Origin of the sequence: Methylobacterium sp. EM32 (assembly GCF_040593685.1) — a bacterium.
Taxonomy (GTDB): domain Bacteria; phylum Pseudomonadota; class Alphaproteobacteria; order Rhizobiales; family Beijerinckiaceae; genus Methylobacterium.
The window spans coordinates 18,152-35,013 of the sequence record NZ_JBEXZS010000103.1; the positions used below are offsets into that span (position 1 = coordinate 18,152).

Here is a 16,862-nt window from a genome sequence, read left to right on the forward strand (position 1 = left end):
CTGTGACGAAGGCGGCGGCTGAGGGGCGCCGGTCCCGGCGAGCGGGCCCGCCTCACGCGGCGGGCTCCGGAGAGATCTCCGGGCTCTGGGCCGGCCGCGCAGGATTGGCAGCGCCTGCGGCGGGCTTGACCGCGCCGGCGGCCGGCGGCTCGTCGCGCCGCACCTCCCGGAGGACCCGCATGCGCACCTGCCCGCCGCGCCCGCGCGGGTTGTCGTTCAGCTCGATGCCGCCGCCGTGCTCTTCCAAGACCTTGCTCACGATCGCCAATCCGAGGCCCGTGCCCCCCTCGCGGGTGGTCATATAGGGTTCGAGCAGCCGCTGGCGCCCTTCGGGCGGGAATCCCTTGCCGGTATCGGTGATCTCGATCACCGCGGCCTCGCCCTCCTCGTAGAGGCGCACGGCGATCAGGCTCTCACCCCTGACGTCCTCGGGCACTGCCTGCACCGCCTCGACGGCGTTCTTCAGGATGTTGGTGATCGCCTGCGACAGGAGCCGGGTGTCGAAGGCGGCGCTGACGCGGGTCGCGCCCTCCTCCAGCGTGAAGGTCACGTCGGGATGCGCCACCCGCATCATGAACATGTTCTGCTTGACGATCTCGGTCAGGTCGTTGCGGGCGATGGCGGGCTTCGGCATCCGGGCGAAGGACGAGAACTCGTCCACCATCCGCTTGATGTCGTCGACCTGGCGCACGATCGTGGCGACGCACTGCTCGAACACCTCCTTGTCGGCGGTGATGACCTTCCCGTACTTGCGGCGGATGCGCTCGGCCGAGAGCTGGATCGGGGTCAGCGGGTTCTTGATCTCGTGGGCGATGCGGCGGGCGACGTCGGCCCAGGCCGAGGTGCGCTGCGCGGTGACGAGGTCGGTGATGTCGTCGAGGGTGACGACGTAGCCGCGGTCGCCGTCCTGCGACTGCTCGCTCGTGGTGCGCACGTCGATGGTGCGCTCGCGGCCGTTGCGGGCGATCTGGATCTGCTGCTGGGTCGGGCGGGCGCGGGAATCCCCCGGCAGGCCGCCAAATTCCGGCATCACCGCCTCGAGCGGCTCGCCGACGAGGTCGGCGACGGAGCGCCCGAGCATCCGCTCGGCGGAGGGGTTGGCGATGGTGATGACCCCGCGCCCGTCGACGCCGATCACGCCGGCCGGCACCCCGGCCAGCACCGCCTCGGTGAAGCGGCGGCGGCTGTCGATCTGCTCGCTCTGCTCGATCAAGGTGGCGCGCTGGCGGCTGAGCTCCTGGGTCATCTTGTTGAAGCTCTCGCCCAGGTGCTGGAGGTCTCCTTCCGTCTTCCGGAACGGGACCTGGGCGTAGTAGTTGCCCGACGCGACCTGGTCGGCGGCGTTGATCAGCCGGCGGATCGGCGTCACGAAGCGGTTGGCGAAGTTGAGCCCGAACCACACCGCCGAGAGCAGCGCGATCAGGGCGATCAGCGCGAACATCGTCGCGAAGGCGATCTGCACGCTGCGCCGCCCGGCATCGATGGTCAGGAACTCGGTCGCGGCGGCCCGCGACACGCCGGGGAACTCGACCGCGAGCCGCGTCACCTCGCGCTCGACCAGCAGGAAGGCGTCGTCGTAGGCCGGCAGCTTCATCAGCGTGCCGAAGACCCGCCCCTCCCGCGGCAGGAGGCAGGTGGCGTCGGCGGATTTCGCCGCCTCCTCGAAGTCGCTGGCGGAGGGCAGCGGCGGGTCCTTGAGGATGTCGATATTGGCCCGCGCCACGGTCTCGGTCGGCGAGCGCATGATCCGGGCGATCGGCAGGCCGAGCGAGGCGGCGCGCGCGGTCAAAAAATTCTCGAACCAGGCCCGCTCGACGTCGAAGGCGGGGCGCGCCCGGGTGAGGTCGTCGGAGAGGATGCGCGCCTCGCGGGCGAGGCTCTGGCACTGGTTGGTCAGGTAGGCATCGGCCACGTCGACCGACATCAGCACGACGTTGCGCATCCGGTCGGAGAACCAGGGCGACAGGCCGCGCTCCAGGGTGATCGACGCCACCACGGCGAGCAGCACCGTCGGCAGGGTCGCGATCAGGCTGAACAGGCCGACGATGCGGGTGTGGAGCCGGGCGGCGGCCGCGTTGGTGCGCCGGGCGCGGAGGAAGACCCGCGCCTCCCAGGCGATGACGACGACGAGCAGCAGCACCAGGGCGACGTTGCTGAGCAGCAAGGCCACCACCACCGTGTGGGTCGGCGTGATCGCGGTGGCGCCGACCAGGATCAGGAAGGTGGCGAGCGCCAGCGCCAGGGCGACGATGACCGCGAGCGCACCGAACCAGCCCGGACCCCGCGGCGCGGCGTCCTGAGGCAGCCCTGGCGGGCCCGGCCTGGGGGTGTGGCCGGCCGCGCCGGAGGGGGGCGCTGGAGCCCGGGGGCGACGTGTGAACAGCATCCGTGGTGCAAAGCCACTACAGTGTGGCGAAATTAATACGGATGCCGGCGCGGCGGCAATCGGGGCCGGCGGTCGGGCTGCCCGGCCCGGGAGCGGCCCCGATGGATTCGGGGCGCTGGTCCGGAGCCTTGGGGTCGAGGCTCAGGCGGCCTGGGTCGAGCGCGGGCGGCGGACCACCGGCTTCTGGCCGAGCCCGATGCTCTTGGCGAGCTCGGAGCGCTGGGCGGCGTAGTTGGCGGCGACCATCGGGTAGTCCGGCGGCAGGCCCCATTTCTGGCGGTACTGCTCGGGGGTGAGCCCGCGGCCGGCCAGATGGCGCTTCAGCGTCCGGTACCGGCGCCCGTCCTCGAGGCTGATCAGGTAGTCGGGCGAGACGGTCTTCTTGATCGGCACCGGCGGGGTCAGCCGCTCGGGCTCCACCGGGACGGCCGAGCCGAGCCGGGCTACCGCCTCGTGGACGCTGCGGATCAGGCTCGACAGCTCGCCCACCGGCACGCTGTTGTTCGACACGTAGGCCGACACAATGTCGGACACCAGGCCGATCATCTGAGGCGTTTCGACGTGGTCTGCTGAACTCATTGCGGTCCTCGAGAAGTGCGGCCCCCGTCCGAGGTGATGGATGTTACGCCAGTCTCCGTCAACTGCAAGGTGTCTCGATCAACAGAAGAGACGGCACTGCATTAGGTCTCTCCTCTTTCCCAAGGTCATGCGCTCCGGCCGGCGCGGCGGGCGGCGCCTCGGAACGGGGCGCCCGGCGGGACGTGGCCGGATCGGAAAAAACTTTGCCCATCATGGAGTTGGCGGAGCACCCGGGGCCATGCTGCGCCGCTGTCGCCCGAACTTCTGATCGCCACGCCCATCACTTAATAATTGATAAAAACTACGATCCGATACGCTGCGGCGCGATCGATCCTCCCGCAGAGATCCAATCCAGGCGTCCAGGCTCCGGCCGCTGCGACGAGGCCTGATCGATCGAAACCGGGCCGTGCCGCCGGAAGATCGGTCACGCTCGCCCGGTGCCGCGATCATGCGGTGTCTTCGCAAGACGAGACGGGATGTTTCGACTGAGAGATGGGTTGTTTCGACTTTGGGTTGTGCAGACTGATGGCGCGGGCAGCCGCCTTCCAATGGGCGGTACGGCGGCGGAACCGTGACTGGACGGTCGCCGATGCCGGATCGGCGCGGTCTCGCGGCGTTTCGGGAGGTGGGAGGGCGCGGTGCGCGCGAGACCAAAACCGAGCCAGGCCGGCCTCTCCGCCGCCCGGCCTTGCCGGATTGTCCCATTCCGCACCCTCGCATGCGGGGCACGGTGACCGAATGCGTCGGAATGCCGCGCCGGGACGGACTCATTGTCCACGGGCGAACCCCGTCCCGGTGCGCGACGCTCGGCGCGAAAAGCTCAGCGCGGGGTGCGGAACACCTGGAGGTCGAGGTCGCGGACCTTCTTGCGCAGGGTGTTGCGGTTCACCCCCAGCAACTCAGCGGCGCGGATCTGGTTGCCGCGGGTCGCCGCGAGCGCCGCCCCGATCAGCGGCCCCTCGATCTCGCGCAGGATGCGGTGATAGAGGCCGGGCGGCGGCAGGGTATCGCGGTAGCCGGAGAAGTATTCCGACAGGTGCCGCTCCACCGCTGCCGACAGGCCTTCCGCCTCGTTCCCGCCCTTGCGGCCGTTTCCGCCCTGGGCGGGGGCGGAGAGCGGCAGGGTGTCGAGCTCGGCCTCGATCACCGGCCCGGTGATCGTCTCCTGCGGGTAGAGGGCCGCGAGGCGCCGCACCAGGTTCTCGAGCTCGCGCACGTTGCCGGGCCAGCGGTAGCGCTTGAGCTTCTCCATCGCGTCGCCGTCGAGCTGCTTGCGCGTCAGGCCCTCGCGCTCGACCAGCACGAAGAAGTGGCGCACCAGGTCCGGCACGTCCTCGGAGCGCTCGCGCAGAGCCGGCAGGCGCAGCGGCACGACGTTGAGGCGGAAGAACAGGTCCTCGCGGAAGATCCCCTGCTGGATCGAGACCCGGAGGTCCTTGTTGGTCGCCGCGATGATGCGGACGTTGGTCTTGATCGGCACGCGGCCGCCGACGGTGGTGTACTCGCCCTGCTGGAGGACGCGGAGCAGCCGGGTCTGGGCCTCCATCGGCATGTCGCCGATCTCGTCGAGGAACAGCGTGCCGCCCTCGGCCTGCTCGAAGCGGCCGGCCGACCGCGCGGTGGCGCCCGTGAAGGCGCCCTTCTCGTGGCCGAACAGCTCGGATTCGATCAGGTCGCGGGGAATCGCCGCCATGTTGACCGGGACGAACGGCCCCGAGCGGCGGCGTCCGTAATCGTGGAGGGCCCGGGCCACCAGCTCCTTGCCGGTGCCGGATTCGCCGGTGATCATCACCGTGAGGTCCGTCGGCATGAGGCGGGCCAGCGAGCGGTAGATCTCCTGCATCGCCGGCGAGCGGCCGACGAGCGGGATGTCCTCGTTCTCAGGGGGCGCGCCCGGCGCCGCGCTGCCGCGCGGGCGCGACAGGGCGCGGCCGACGATCGCGGTCAGCTCCTTCAGGTCGAAGGGTTTGGGCAGGTACTCGTAGGCGCCGCGCTCGGAGGCGCGGATCGCCGTCATGAAGGTGTTCTGCGCGCTCATCACGATGATCGGCAGGTCCGGCCGCACCCGCTTGATCCGCGGCAGGAGGTCGAAGGCGTTCTCGTCGGGCATCACCACGTCGGTGATCACGAGGTCGCCCTCGCCCTGCGCCACCCAGCGCCACAGGGTGGCGGCGTTGCCGGTCGAGCGGACCTCGTAGCCGGCGCGCGACAGCGCCTGGTTGAGCACGGTGCGGATGGCGGCGTCGTCGTCCGCCACGATGATGTGTCCGTTCGGCATGGCGCTCACTCGGTCTCGGCGGAGGATTCGCGCCCGTCGCGGGAATGCGACATCGGCAGGAGGACGCGGAAGGTGGTGCGGCGGGGGGCGGGGTCGCACTCGACGATGCCGCCGTGGTCGCCGACGATCTTGGCGACCAGCGCGAGGCCGAGGCCCGAGCCTTGCGCCTTGGTGGTGACGAAGGGGTCGAACAGGTCCGGCAGCAGCTCGGCCGAGACGCCGGGTCCGTTGTCGCGCACCGCGACCTCAATCGGCAGGCTGACCCGCTCGCGCGAGCCCGGCACCTGGAGGCGAAGCCCGGTGCGGAAGGCGGTCGAGAGGATGATCTCGCCGTCGACCGCGTCGGCGCCGATCGCCTCGGCGGCGTTCTTGACCAGGTTCAGGATGACCTGGATCAGCTGGTCGCGGTTGCCGAGCACCGGCGGCAACGAGGGGTCGTAGTTCTCGACGAAGCGGATGTGGCGGGCGAAGCCCGACTGGGCCGAGCGCTTCACCTGGTCGAGGACGCCGTGGACGTTGACCGGCCCGCGCTCGACCGGGCGCTCGTCGCCGAACAGTTCCATCCGCTCGACGATGCGCACGATCCGGTCGGATTCGTCGCAGATCAGCCGGGTCAGGAGGCGGTCGTCCTCGGCCGCCGACTGTTCGAGGAGCTGGGCCGCGCCGCGGATGCCGGCGAGCGGGTTCTTGATCTCGTGGGCGAGCATCGCGCCGAGCGCCACCATCGAGCGGGCGGCGCCCCGGTGGGTGAGCTGGCGGTTCATCTTGTCGGCGATGGTGCGCTCCTGGAGCATCAGCACCACGAGGTCGTCGTCGAGATGAGTGGCGAACACGTCGACGCTGCGCTCGATGCCGGTGCGCGGCGAGGCGAGCTCGACCCGGTACTCGCTGACGCTGGCCCGGCGCCGGCGCACCTCGTTGACGAGGGCGATGATCGGCGAGGAGAACGGGATGATGTCGCGCAGGCGCTGGCGCTGCATCATCCGGCGCGAATAGTCGAAGAAGTGCTCCGCCGCCATGTTGACCTGGAGGATGCGCTCGTCCGGGCCGATGGTCAGGACGGGCAGCGGCAGGGCGTTGATGATCATCTCGCTCGTCGGGGCGCTCATCGGCGGCGTCTTCCGGGTGCGGGCGGCAGGGGGTGCGGGCGCATCGCTCATCCTCACGCGGCCTGCTGCGCAGACCGTGCGGCCCGCGGCGCAGCGTGTGCGGGCGAGCCCTCGAAGGCGCGCCGCAGCAGCCGCGCGGCCTCGCCCGGGTCGGTGGTGGTGAGAAGCCGGGTCCGCTCGGGGGCGGTGAGCCCGCCGGCATGGTCGGCATAGGCCGCCAGATGCTTGCGGGCGTGGCGCACGCCCATCCGGGCGCCGTAGAGGGCGATGAGCCCGTCGTAATGCTCGGCGGCGAGCTCCGCCCGCGCCGCGGCGTCGGGCTCCGCGAAGGCTTGCCCCGCCAGCCCCGCCGCGACCGCGGCGACGAGCCAGGGCCGCCCGACCGCCGCGCGGCCGATCATCACGGCATCGGCGCCGGATTCGCGCAGGCAGGCCCGGGCGTCGTCGAGGCTCGCGATGTCGCCGTTGGCGACGAGCGGGATCGCCACCGCGTCGCGCACCGCCCGGATCGCCGCCCAGTCGGCGCGGCCGGTGTAGAATTGCTGCCGGGTGCGGCCGTGCACCGTGACGGCGGCGTAGCCGAGCCGCTCGGCCCGCCGCGCGAGGTCGGGGGCGTTGCGGGTGGCGTCGTCCCAGCCCAGCCGCATCTTGACGGTGACCGGCACCGACACCGCCTCGCGCACCGCGGCGAGCAGGCGCTCGGCGTGGTCGAGGTCGCGCATCAGCGCCGAGCCGGCCTGGCCGCCGGTCACGGCCTTGGCCGGGCAGCCCATGTTGACGTCGATCACGTCGGCGCCGTTGGCCTCGGCGAGGCGCGCGCCCTCCGCCATCCAGCGCGGGTCGCAGCCGGCGAGCTGCACCACGTGGGGCAGCACGCCCTCGCCCTCGGCGCGCAGGCGCGCCTCCTCGGTGCCGCGGGCGAAATCCTCCGCCGCCACCATCTCGGACACGGTCGCGGTGGCCCCTAACCGGCGGGCGATGCGGCGCATATGCAGGTCGGTGACGCCGGACAGGGGCGCGAGCAGCGCCCCGCGCAGCTGCGATGCCCCGGCGGACATCCGGCCTTCTGGCAGCGCTGCCGGTCCGGCCCCCGGCGCCCCGGCGCTCAAATAATGGTCAGTCGTCATTGTGCACAGCAAATAGCCAAAACCCGCTCATACGCAAGCGCGTTCGGGCTTCGATCCCCGAATTGCCTGCGAATTGGCTGGTGGAGTGACCCTGTTCGGGCCGGTCGGCCCAGCGCGGTGGCGTTCCGCAGGACTCGGGCTCTTCGGGGAGGATAACGGGGCATCGCGGCGGAATGGAAGCGGCGAAGACCCAGGCTTTGCTGCGCTGCGAGATGGAGGCCGGGCCGCGGCGAGGCGCAAGCCACCGGCTTGTCGGGCCTTGGAGCGCGTCGCACATCATCGAATTGTATCAATTTATTGCGTATCCAAACGACATTTCAAAGTATGGCGCGTTCCCCTCTCCCGTGTGGGAGAGGGGTTAGGGGTGAGGGTGGAGACGGTGCCGGACGAGACTCCGACCGTTCAGCTGCCAGCACGACGTTCAGAGCTTCACACGGAAGCGCGCCACCCTCACCCCTACCCCTCTCCCACACGGGAGAGGGGATCCCGCGACGTCCTTGTCTTGGGAAGATCTTGGATAGCCGCCTCGGCATGCGCCCGATGCAACCCCGAACCGCAACAGCGCGGGGCGGGGAGCGGTATGTCCCACCGCCCGCACCCGCTTCTCCTTCCCACGCGGCACCGCCCTTCCCCTGGTGCATTTGCCTCCAAGGACCGCCGCCGCTAAGGAGCGGACATTCCGGGAGCGACCATTTTGACACTTCCCCAGATCGCCGCGGTGGTCGTCGCCGCGGGGCGCGGCATTCGCGTCGGCGGCGACACGCCCAAGCAGTATCGCCGCGTCGGCGGCCAGGCGGTCCTGACCCGGACCCTGGCGGCGCTCGCGGCCCATCCGGGCATCACGCGGATCCAGGTGGTGATCGCCGCCGATGCCGCGGCCTTCTACGACGAGTGCCTCGACGATCTCGACCAGGCGGCGCGGGACAAGCTCGCCCGGCCGGCCGAGGGCGGCGCGACGCGGCAGGCCTCGGTCCGGTCCGGGCTCGAGGCGCTCGCCCGGGCGGGTGCGCCAGAGCTGGTGCTGGTGCACGATGCCGCCCGCCCCTTCGTCGACGAGGCGCTGATCGACCGGGCGATCGCGGCGGCCGACCACCACGGCGCCGCCGTGCCGGGCGTGCCGGTGAGCGACACGATCAAGGTGGTCGAGCCGGACGGACGGGTGCGCGAGACGCCGAAACGCGAGACTTTACGCGCGGTGCAGACTCCGCAAGCGTTCCGCTTCGCGCTGCTCGCCGAGGCGCACGCCCGCGCCGCGGCGGAAGGTTATGACGGCTTCACCGACGACGGCGCGCTCGCCGAATGGGCCGGCCTGCCGGTGGCGGTCTTCCCCGGAGACCTGCGCAACCGCAAGATCACCCAGGCCGCTGACCTCGTCGAGGCCGACCGCGCCTTCTCGCCGGGACCCAGCCCGGCCGCCCAGGATGATTCCATGACCCTTCTGACCCGCCTCGGCACCGGCTTCGACGTGCACGCCTTCACGGAGGGCGACCACGTGTGGCTCGGCGGCGTGCGCATCCCGGCCGATCGCGGCGTGCTCGCCCATTCGGACGGCGACGTGGTGCTGCACGCGCTGACCGACGCGATCCTGGGCGCGCTCGCCGACGGCGATATCGGCGTCCACTTCCCGCCGAGCGACCCGCGCTGGCGCGGCGCCTCCTCCGACCAGTTCCTCGCCGACGCGGTGCGCCGGGTGGCCGAGCGCGGCGGGGTGATCGACCACCTCGACATCACGGTGCTGGCCGAGGCGCCGCGCATCGGCGCCCACCGCGAGGCGATCCGCAGCCGGATCGCCGAGATCGCCGGGGTGCCGCTCTCGGCGGTTTCGATCAAGGCGACCACGACGGAGAAGCTCGGCTTCGTCGGCCGGGCCGAGGGCCTCGCCGCCCAGGCCGCGGCGACCGTCCGCCTGCCGGAGGCGCGGTCCTGATGTTCGACGCCGCCCTCGTCACCCGCGCGAGCGTGCTGATCGCCGCCTATCGCGTGCGCCAGGCCCGCCTCGTCACCGCCGAATCCTGCACCGGCGGCCTCGTCGCCGCCCTGCTCACCGAGGTGGCGGGCTCCTCCCTGGTGGTGGAGCGCGGCTTCGTCACCTACTCGAACGAGGCCAAGGCCGAGATCCTCGGCGTCGACTTCAACCTGATCTCGGCCCACGGCGCGGTGAGCGAGCCGGTGGCCCGGGCGATGGCCGAAGGGGCGCTCGCCCATTCCCGCGCCGACGTGGCGCTCGCCATCACGGGCATCGCGGGCCCGGGCGGCGCCACGGCGGCCAAGCCCGTCGGCCTCGTCCATTTCGGCCTCGTCGCCGCCGGCCGGGCGACCCGGCACATCGAGCGCCGCTACGGCGATCTCGGCCGCTCCGAGGTCCGGCGCTGCGCCGTCGAGGACGCGCTCGGCTTCCTGGAGATGGGGCTGGAGAAGGTGTGAGGCGCGGGCCGCAGGATGGGCCTCGCCAGGATGGGCTCTTGCGTCGACAACACTCAGGGTCATCCCGGGGCCGCGAAAGCGGAGCCCGGGATCCAGAACCGCCGATCATGAAGAATAAAGCGGAACACGTCTCGCTTCATACTGGACAACCTGCGGTTCTGGATTCCGGGCTCCGCTTCGCGGCCCCGGAATGACCAGGAGGGTGTCAGTTCTGGTGGCGCTGATCGGCTACAAGTCCAGCATCCAGGTCTCCCCGATCAGGTCCTGCCCGAACGAGCGGTGCGGGGCGCTCTCGACCAGGCGGAAGCCCGCTTCGGCGTAGATCCGTCGCGCCGCGCCGAGCACGTCGTTGGTCCAGAGGGTCAGCTGCCGGTAGCCGCGCGCGCGGGCGCCCTCGATGCAGGACGCCGTGAGGCGCCGGCCGAGGCCCTGGCCGCGGGCGGCGGGCTCGACGTAGAGCAGGCGCAGCTTCCCCACATTCTCGGAGGCGGGCACCAGGAAGACGCTGCCCATCACCTCAGCCCCCTGCTCGGCGATCCAGGCCCCGGCCCGGCCCGGATCGAAGTCGCGCACGAACCCGGCCAGGATCTCGGCCACCAGGGCCTCGAAGGTGAGGTCGAAACCGTAGTCCCGGGCGTAGAGCACGCCCTGGCGGTGGGTGATCCGGCCGATGTCGCCGGGCCGCAGGTCGCGCAGGGTGACGACCGCCTCGAGGCCCTCCGACGGGTCCCCGAGCAGGCGGCGCACCCGCGCCATCGCGTCGGCGAGGGCCGTCCGGCCGGTGGCCGGGAGGCGCGCCAGCAGCGCCTCGACCTCGGCCCGCGAGGCCGCGTCCAGCGGCGCGAAGGCGGCCTGCCCCTCCGGCGTCAGGGCGAGGACCTGGCGTCGCCCGTCGGCCGCCGCAATTCGGCGGGTCACGAGGCCCCGCTCCTCGAAGCGCTTGAGCAGGCGGCTGAGATAGCCGGCATCGAGGCCGAGATCCCGGCCGAGGACCGAGGCGGTCAGGCCGTCGCGATGGGCGAGCTCGTAGAGCACCCGCGCTTCGGTGAGCGAGAAGGCGCTGCGGTGCAGCCCCTCCTCCAGGAGGCCGATCTGCCGGGTGTAGAACCGGCCGAAGGCCCGTACAGCCGCGACCGTCGCGGCATCGACCTCGTCTGCGTGCATCATCGGCTCCGGCTCCCGTCCATGGGCAGCAGGATCGCCGAGATATTTGACTCAGTCAACGATCGTTGGGCCGTCCTGCCAGCAGCCGCGCCACGAGGTCGTGCACCTGCCTGAGCCGGAAGGGTTTTCGCAGGAAGGCGACGTGGCCGGCGGCGCGCTCCCGCACGGTGTCCTCCGGCATCGAACTCATCAGCACGACCGGGATTCCGCGCGTCTCCGGATCGGCCGTGAGGACGGCCAGCATCGCCGGCCCGTCCATCACCGGCATCATGAAGTCGAGGAAGATCAGGTCGGGACGGCCGGCGGCGACGCGGGCGAGGCCCTGCCGCCCGTTGGCGGCGGTGACCACATTGTGGCCGTCGTCGGAGAGGACGGCGTCCAGCAATTCGGCGATGCCGAACTCGTCGTCCACGATGAGCACCGTCGCCACCGGCCTATTCCCCGCCGCGGCCCGCGGCGTCCCGGTCGGCCAGGATCGCCTCGGCCCGCTCGGGGCCGTCGTCGATCGCCAGGCCGCCCGGCCGGATGTCGAAGACGCGCTGCCGGGGATCGATCCGGGCGTCCCTGGCCTTGGCGACGGCGATCAGGCGATGGACGCCCGAGCGCAGGACGCAGGAGCGCATCAGCACCACGTTCTCGGCGACGCTCGATGTCTGCCGCAGCGAGGGCGCGCCGGAGGGGGCGTCGAGGAAGGTGCCGCGCAGGTCGGTTTCTCGGGTGTACATCGCCGTCACGCCCAGGGCCCTCATCTCGGCCGTGAGGGCGGCGAAGATGCGGACGATCCGGTCCTGATCCCCTGCGATCCGGCACATCGCGTCCAGACCGTCGATGAACACGCGCCGGACCCCGCGGTTCCGTATGGTCGCGATGAGATCGGTGCAGATCTCGTCGATCAGCCCCTCGGTGGCGGGCTGCCACAGCATCCCGACCCGGCCGGCCTCGATCAGGTCGGCGACCGGAAGGTCCAGTGCCCGGGCCTTGGCGCGGAGCGCCGCCTCGCTCTCGTAGAAACCGCAGAGCAGGCCCGGCGCCCCTTGGTCGGCGCCGAGGAACTGCAGGCCGAGCGTCGTCTTGCCGATGCCGGCCGGGCCGCCGACCAGGGTGGTGGAATCGTGCGGCAGGCCGCCGCCCAGCATCGCGTCGAGGGCGGGCGAGCCGGTGGTGAGGGCCGCGCCCTCGACGTGGTCGCGCCGGCTCGGCAGCCGCAACCGCGCCTCGATGCGCGGAAACACCCGGATCCCGTCATCGGTGATGCGGAAGGCGTGGCGCCCGCGCAGGAAGCCGCTGCCGCGGAACTTGCGCACCTCCAGCTCGCGCTCGGCCCGCCACCCGGTGAGCCGGCTCGACAGGACGATCAGGCCGTCGACCATCGTGTGCTCGGCCGCCACCAGGTCGGCCCCGGCCGAGGCGCTGGTGAGGAGGAGCGCGGTGGCGCCGGTCGCGGCGGCCTGGGTCTGCAATTCGTGGATGAAGGTCTTGAACTCGAGGGCCGAGGCCGCGGTCTCCTCCGCCGCCACCAGCCCGTCGAGGACGAGCAGGCTCGCCTCGCGGACAGCCATCTCGCGGCGCAAAAGGGTCAGGAGGCCGGCGAGCCCATCGTCCTGCAGGGTGCGGAAGGCGCTCAAATACGTGATCCGGTCGGGGATCAGGCCGGCCCGGAAGAAGCCGAGCGGCGCGATGTGGCCGAGCATCCGGGCATGGCTCTCGGCCAGCAGCGTGACGTAGAGCGCCCGGTGCTCGGGCGAGGTTCCGGCGTGCGTGTAGCAGGCCTGGTTGCCGAAGATGGTCTTGCCCGCGCCCGGCGTGCCCTGGACGATGTAGACGCCGCCGCGAAACAGCCCGCCGCCGAGGATGTCGTCGAGGCCGGCGATTCCCGTCGGAACCCGCTCCAGCTCTCCGTAGGCACCGGCCTGTTCCATGCTGGGTCCCACCCCGGTCATCCTGTGCTCTCGGCTGCCGTGATCGTCTATGCGCGAAGGGGAAGCGTTACCGTGAAGGTTGCGCCTTCGCCAGGGCGGCTGTCGAGGGCGACGTCGCCGCCCATCGCCTCGGCGAGGCGGCGCACCAGCCACAGGCCGACCCCGAACCCGGTCGGGGCCGCCGCAGGGTCGCCCACCGCCCGCTCGAAGCGCTCGAAGATGCGGCCCTGGTCGGCCGGCGCGATGCCGATGCCCCGGTCGCTCACCCGGATCCGCGCCACGGCCCCGTCCCGGAGGCCCGAGACCGTGATCGCGCTGCCGTCGCCGTACTTGATCGCGTTGGTGACGAGGTTGTCGAGGATCTGGTCGAGGGCGAGGCGTTCGCAGGAGAGCACGAGGTCCTCCGGCACCGCGACCGCGATCGCGCTGCCGGCATGGGCCGCCATCGGGGTCAGGGCCGCCACGACCTCCTGTGCCACCTCGGCGAGGGGCACGGGGGCGGCGAGCAGCGCGAGCTGCCCGGTCTGGACCCGGGACACGTCGAGGAGGGTGGTGGCCCGGCGGACATAGCGCTCGACGAGCCAGCGCAGCTGCGCCAGCCCCTGCGCCACCCTGCCCTCCGGCGCCTCGCGCGCGGCGGCGCCGAGCAGGCGCTCGACCTGGCCGAGGATCGGGGTCATCGGGTTGCGCAATTCGTGCGCGACGCCGGCCAGGAACGCGTCGCGCTCGGCGAGCGCCCGGCGTAGGGCCGCGACCTCCCGGCGCAGGGCCGCCGCCTCGTCGGCGGCCTCGGCCGGATCGGGGACGTCGTCCGCGCGCAGCCGCACCGGGCCGCTCATGCGGCCGGCCGCCCGGCGCAGCGAGGGCAGGCTGCGATCCGGCGGGCGGCCTTCCGGCTCTGCGGCGTCGGCGCGGGGGCTGAGGTCGGTCTCACCCGGATGGCATAACAAATCGCGGCCGGACAGGCGAGCGCCTGCGGTCGCGCTTGCCGGGCCGCGCCGCGCCTGTTCCTGCGTTGTACCGCCGCGGTGCGTCCCTTATCGCCGCGGCACGTTCCTTACCGCCGCGGCGCCTGGACCGAGATCACCCGGGCGCCGCCGACCGGGCGCTCGCCGCCGTTGATGACGTAGAGCACCGGATCGGCCTTCGGCTGGGGCGGGATGCCCGACACGGTCGGGATGCCGTAAGTGCCCTCGCCCCAGGCCGAGGGCACGAGCTCGCTCGGGCGCGGCAGCTTGAAATAGGGCTCGGCGACGAGGCCGGGCTCCAGCACGCCGTTCGCCCCGTAGGCGCCCAGCGGTCCCGCGAAGGTGGTGCCGCCATAGGCCGCGAACCGGCGGCCGTGGAGCGCCCCGGCTCGGCCATGCCGCCCGCGCAGGTCGTAGATCGCGGCGCGTCCCGGGTGGGCCGGCGCGAGGTGAGCGCGCCCGCCCTGCCCCGCGCCCCCGGGGCCGCGCAGCGGCTGCGCCTCGGCGCCGGCGCCGACCAGGGTGGCGGCGAGGGTGAGGACGATCAGGTCGCGGCGCATGGTGTGTCTTCCCGGCTCCCGGCACTCGGCTTGGGGTCAATGCCGGGGTGCCATCCTCGTTCCCGCGCGGGAGCCGCGCCAGCCGTGGCAGAGTGCGGATGGGCAGTCGGCCTCCCCGCGCAGAGACCAGCCCGCCCCGTCGATTCCTCTCAATCCATCGGGTGCAGGCGCGTCGCCGCGGAGCGGTCAGGCGAACTGGTCGGCCCCGAAGACGCGACGGTGCGCAGGCAGGTCCCAGACCGTCTCGATGAACGCCAGCTTCGCGGCCCTCTCCGGATCGAGCGCGGCGGCGCGTGCGGCGTCGCAGGTGAACCAGGCATCCACCTCGACGATGTCGCCATCGAAGTGGTCGACGGGCACGATCTTGCGCAGCGCAAGTCCGAAGGGTTTCAGAAGCCGCACAAGGTCATGCAGGAGTTTCTGTCCTTCGTAGATGGGATAGAGATGCGCCTCCAGCTTGACGCCGAGACAATTGAAAAGGGTGTCTCCGAAACCTTCCAGGACTTCGTACTCGAACCCTTGCACGTCGATCTTGATCGCATCCGGCAGGGGCACCTCGCCGCGACCGACGAGGGAGTCGTAGCGCACGCAATCGACCTCGACGGTGTGGGTGATGCGGAATGCCGGCTCGATCGAATAGCGCCAGAGCAGGCTGCTGTTCGGCGTGAGCAGCGACGTGCATCCGAGGCTCTTGGTGACGTTGAGGGTGCGCCGCTCGCTGCGATGGCTCAGCGCGCGCTCGACGACCAGGGCGCCGCGGACGGTCGCCATGCGCTCCCGGATGGCGGCCGCTTCGGGCGGGTTCGGCTCGAACATGACGGGCCGGATCCGGTCGAGATGGGGTTGCCATTCCGCGCCGAGCCCGCCGAGCCCGCCGACATCGATCAGGTTGACGGGGACGAAAGTCGGCTTGAGCGCGACCTCCAGCGGAAGCTCGGGAAATGTGCGGGTGATTTTCCCCATCCACAGGTCGGCCACCGCACCGATATCGAGGACGACGGCGCCACGCTGCTTCAGTTTATGGGCGTATATCTTGCCCAGTATCCCTGCAGCGACCAGGAACAGCTGCCCGCGCCGATCGACCGGCCGGTCCAGTTCGGCACACAACTCGCGGAACCGGTGCGGCCAATGCGCGCCTTCGACCGAGCGATCGCCGAGAGCCGCCCGGTGGCTCTTCTCGCCGGGCACCTTGAAGTGCTCGACCTCACCGATGCCGTAGGTGCGTCGAAGCGCTTCCGGTAGGTCGTCGTGGCAACTGATAAGGCCGATTCGTGCCCGGCCTCGAAGAACCCGCGCCAGGGTTCCGCTCAGCACCAGGTCATAGTGCAGGACCAGACTGTGCACCGAGGTCCGTGCGGCCCAGGCCGGATCCTGGGCGGACAGCGCCAGGACCCTTCGCATCGTGTTGACGACCCAGGCGATTCCACGGCGCGATCCGATCCCGTACTCATGATCGATGGCCTCCGCGTAGAGGCCGCCCAAGCAATCTGCTGCAGGAATGGCGTCGTTGAATGCCTTGATCGCCTCCGAAAATTCAGGATCGTCGACGACAGACGTGTTTTTGAACCAGATTTCAGCGAATTCCAGTCGGTTTGCCCGATAGTAGTTGTGATTCTCGGCTTCGTCCTCCTCGCTGACGATGGTGCATGATCCTTCACCATCGCCGAGGCGGAGGAGCAGATAGGGTGTGCCTGTATCGAGAGCTTGATTGATCTCATTTTCGACATCAGTGATGCTGGCAGTCGCGAAGCGTTCCTTGATTTCTGACAGCATTCGGACCGCTTCGCCGTAATTGAAACGACATAGAAATCTAACGAACTGGCCGTGGATTTTTACTTCTTCCCCAAGTTCGGGAAAGCGAGAGCCCGTCTCTGCGATCAAGTCGAGCGCTCGCTCGATGTCTCCGACGCGAGCATGTTGTACGGCAGAAAAAAGCAACATCGTGCCGGTAAGCTTGCCGGCGCGACGGGCAGACTCCAAGTGTGGGATCGCCTTTTGGGGTGATTTACAATATATGCATACATTATACGATAAATCTTTGATGCATCGATCCCAGAATTCGGGATAGGACATGAATCGTTCTGACACGCGCAAAAGAGCTTCAAGGTCGTTATCTTTGTGGATAAAATATAAAATTCGTAGAGGAATATACCAGAAATCTTCATTGTCGGCATTAGATTTGATATGATCATATATTTTTTCATTATCGAATTCATGATCGACGCGAAGAGCAAGAGACCATTTTTTGATGATTTCATCTTCGATCATTGAAATTGCTTCTCTCATATATGTTCAGAACATATCTTATGCGAACAAATTTCGATTTGCAATCGCCGATAGGTCAGATT

The 16,862-nt window shown here is 70.2% G+C and carries 13 protein-coding genes; 2 read left to right on the top strand and 11 right to left on the bottom strand.

Features of this window, described 5'->3' with window-relative positions; translation table 11 throughout:
• Positions 1 to 52: 52 nt before the first annotated feature.
• The 5 genes from ABZT49_RS14805 to dusB form a co-directional block, all read right to left on the bottom strand.
• Complete coding sequence (locus ABZT49_RS14805; protein ID WP_355286792.1) at positions 53 to 2,386, bottom strand: PAS domain-containing sensor histidine kinase; 2,334 nt, start codon at positions 2,384 to 2,386, stop codon at positions 53 to 55.
• A gap of 141 nt (positions 2,387 to 2,527) precedes the next feature.
• Positions 2,528 to 2,965: a MucR family transcriptional regulator gene (locus ABZT49_RS14810; RefSeq protein ID WP_355286793.1), complete on the bottom strand. Its 438-nt coding sequence runs from the start codon at positions 2,963 to 2,965 to the stop codon at positions 2,528 to 2,530.
• Between the two features lie 820 nt (positions 2,966 to 3,785).
• Positions 3,786 to 5,243 carry a nitrogen regulation protein NR(I) gene (gene ntrC / locus ABZT49_RS14815; protein ID WP_093564972.1) on the bottom strand — a complete coding sequence of 486 codons (1,458 nt, stop codon included), beginning with the start codon at positions 5,241 to 5,243 and terminating at the stop codon, positions 3,786 to 3,788.
• 5 nt (positions 5,244 to 5,248) lie between these two features.
• Complete coding sequence (locus ABZT49_RS14820; protein WP_093564971.1) at positions 5,249 to 6,352, bottom strand: nitrogen regulation protein NR(II); 1,104 nt, start codon at positions 6,350 to 6,352, stop codon at positions 5,249 to 5,251.
• A 53-nt stretch (positions 6,353 to 6,405) separates the two neighbouring features.
• Positions 6,406 to 7,479 carry a tRNA dihydrouridine synthase DusB gene (dusB, locus tag ABZT49_RS14825; protein WP_355286794.1) on the bottom strand — a complete coding sequence of 358 codons (1,074 nt, stop codon included), beginning with the start codon at positions 7,477 to 7,479 and terminating at the stop codon, positions 6,406 to 6,408.
• Positions 7,480 to 8,188: 709 nt separating this feature from the next.
• Between dusB and ABZT49_RS14830 the strand changes: the two genes are divergently transcribed.
• Both ABZT49_RS14830 and ABZT49_RS14835 read left to right on the top strand, forming a co-directional pair.
• Positions 8,189 to 9,406, top strand: a complete 1,218-nt coding sequence (locus tag ABZT49_RS14830) for a bifunctional 2-C-methyl-D-erythritol 4-phosphate cytidylyltransferase/2-C-methyl-D-erythritol 2,4-cyclodiphosphate synthase (protein WP_355286823.1) — start codon at positions 8,189 to 8,191, stop codon at positions 9,404 to 9,406.
• Positions 9,403 to 9,903, top strand: coding sequence for a CinA family protein (locus ABZT49_RS14835; RefSeq protein WP_109975486.1), 501 nt, complete (start codon positions 9,403 to 9,405; stop codon positions 9,901 to 9,903). The genes ABZT49_RS14830 and ABZT49_RS14835 overlap by 4 nt, the downstream gene beginning before the upstream one ends.
• A gap of 228 nt (positions 9,904 to 10,131) precedes the next feature.
• On the opposite strand, the gene ABZT49_RS14840 is transcribed toward ABZT49_RS14835, so the two are convergent.
• The 6 genes from ABZT49_RS14840 to ABZT49_RS14865 all read right to left on the bottom strand — a co-directional run bounded on the left by ABZT49_RS14840 (position 10,132) and on the right by ABZT49_RS14865 (position 16,782).
• Positions 10,132 to 11,070 carry a bifunctional helix-turn-helix transcriptional regulator/GNAT family N-acetyltransferase gene (locus ABZT49_RS14840; RefSeq protein WP_355286795.1) on the bottom strand — a complete coding sequence of 313 codons (939 nt, stop codon included), beginning with the start codon at positions 11,068 to 11,070 and terminating at the stop codon, positions 10,132 to 10,134.
• Between the two features lie 52 nt (positions 11,071 to 11,122).
• The gene (locus tag ABZT49_RS14845) at positions 11,123 to 11,497 is read right to left on the bottom strand and encodes a response regulator (protein ID WP_355286796.1); all 375 of its coding nucleotides are present in this window, start codon (positions 11,495 to 11,497) and stop codon (positions 11,123 to 11,125) included.
• A 4-nt stretch (positions 11,498 to 11,501) separates the two neighbouring features.
• Complete coding sequence (locus ABZT49_RS14850) at positions 11,502 to 12,986, bottom strand: ATPase domain-containing protein (RefSeq protein ID WP_355286797.1); 1,485 nt, start codon at positions 12,984 to 12,986, stop codon at positions 11,502 to 11,504.
• Positions 12,987 to 13,033: 47 nt separating this feature from the next.
• Positions 13,034 to 13,825 carry a HAMP domain-containing sensor histidine kinase gene (locus tag ABZT49_RS14855; protein WP_355286798.1) on the bottom strand — a complete coding sequence of 264 codons (792 nt, stop codon included), beginning with the start codon at positions 13,823 to 13,825 and terminating at the stop codon, positions 13,034 to 13,036.
• Positions 13,826 to 14,043: 218 nt separating this feature from the next.
• Positions 14,044 to 14,514 (bottom strand): hypothetical protein, encoded by a 471-nt coding sequence (locus ABZT49_RS14860; protein ID WP_355286799.1) that lies wholly within the window; start codon positions 14,512 to 14,514, stop codon positions 14,044 to 14,046.
• 186 nt (positions 14,515 to 14,700) lie between these two features.
• Positions 14,701 to 16,782, bottom strand: a complete 2,082-nt coding sequence (locus tag ABZT49_RS14865) for an FkbM family methyltransferase (RefSeq protein WP_355286800.1) — start codon at positions 16,780 to 16,782, stop codon at positions 14,701 to 14,703.
• Between the last annotated feature and the right edge of the window lie 80 nt (positions 16,783 to 16,862).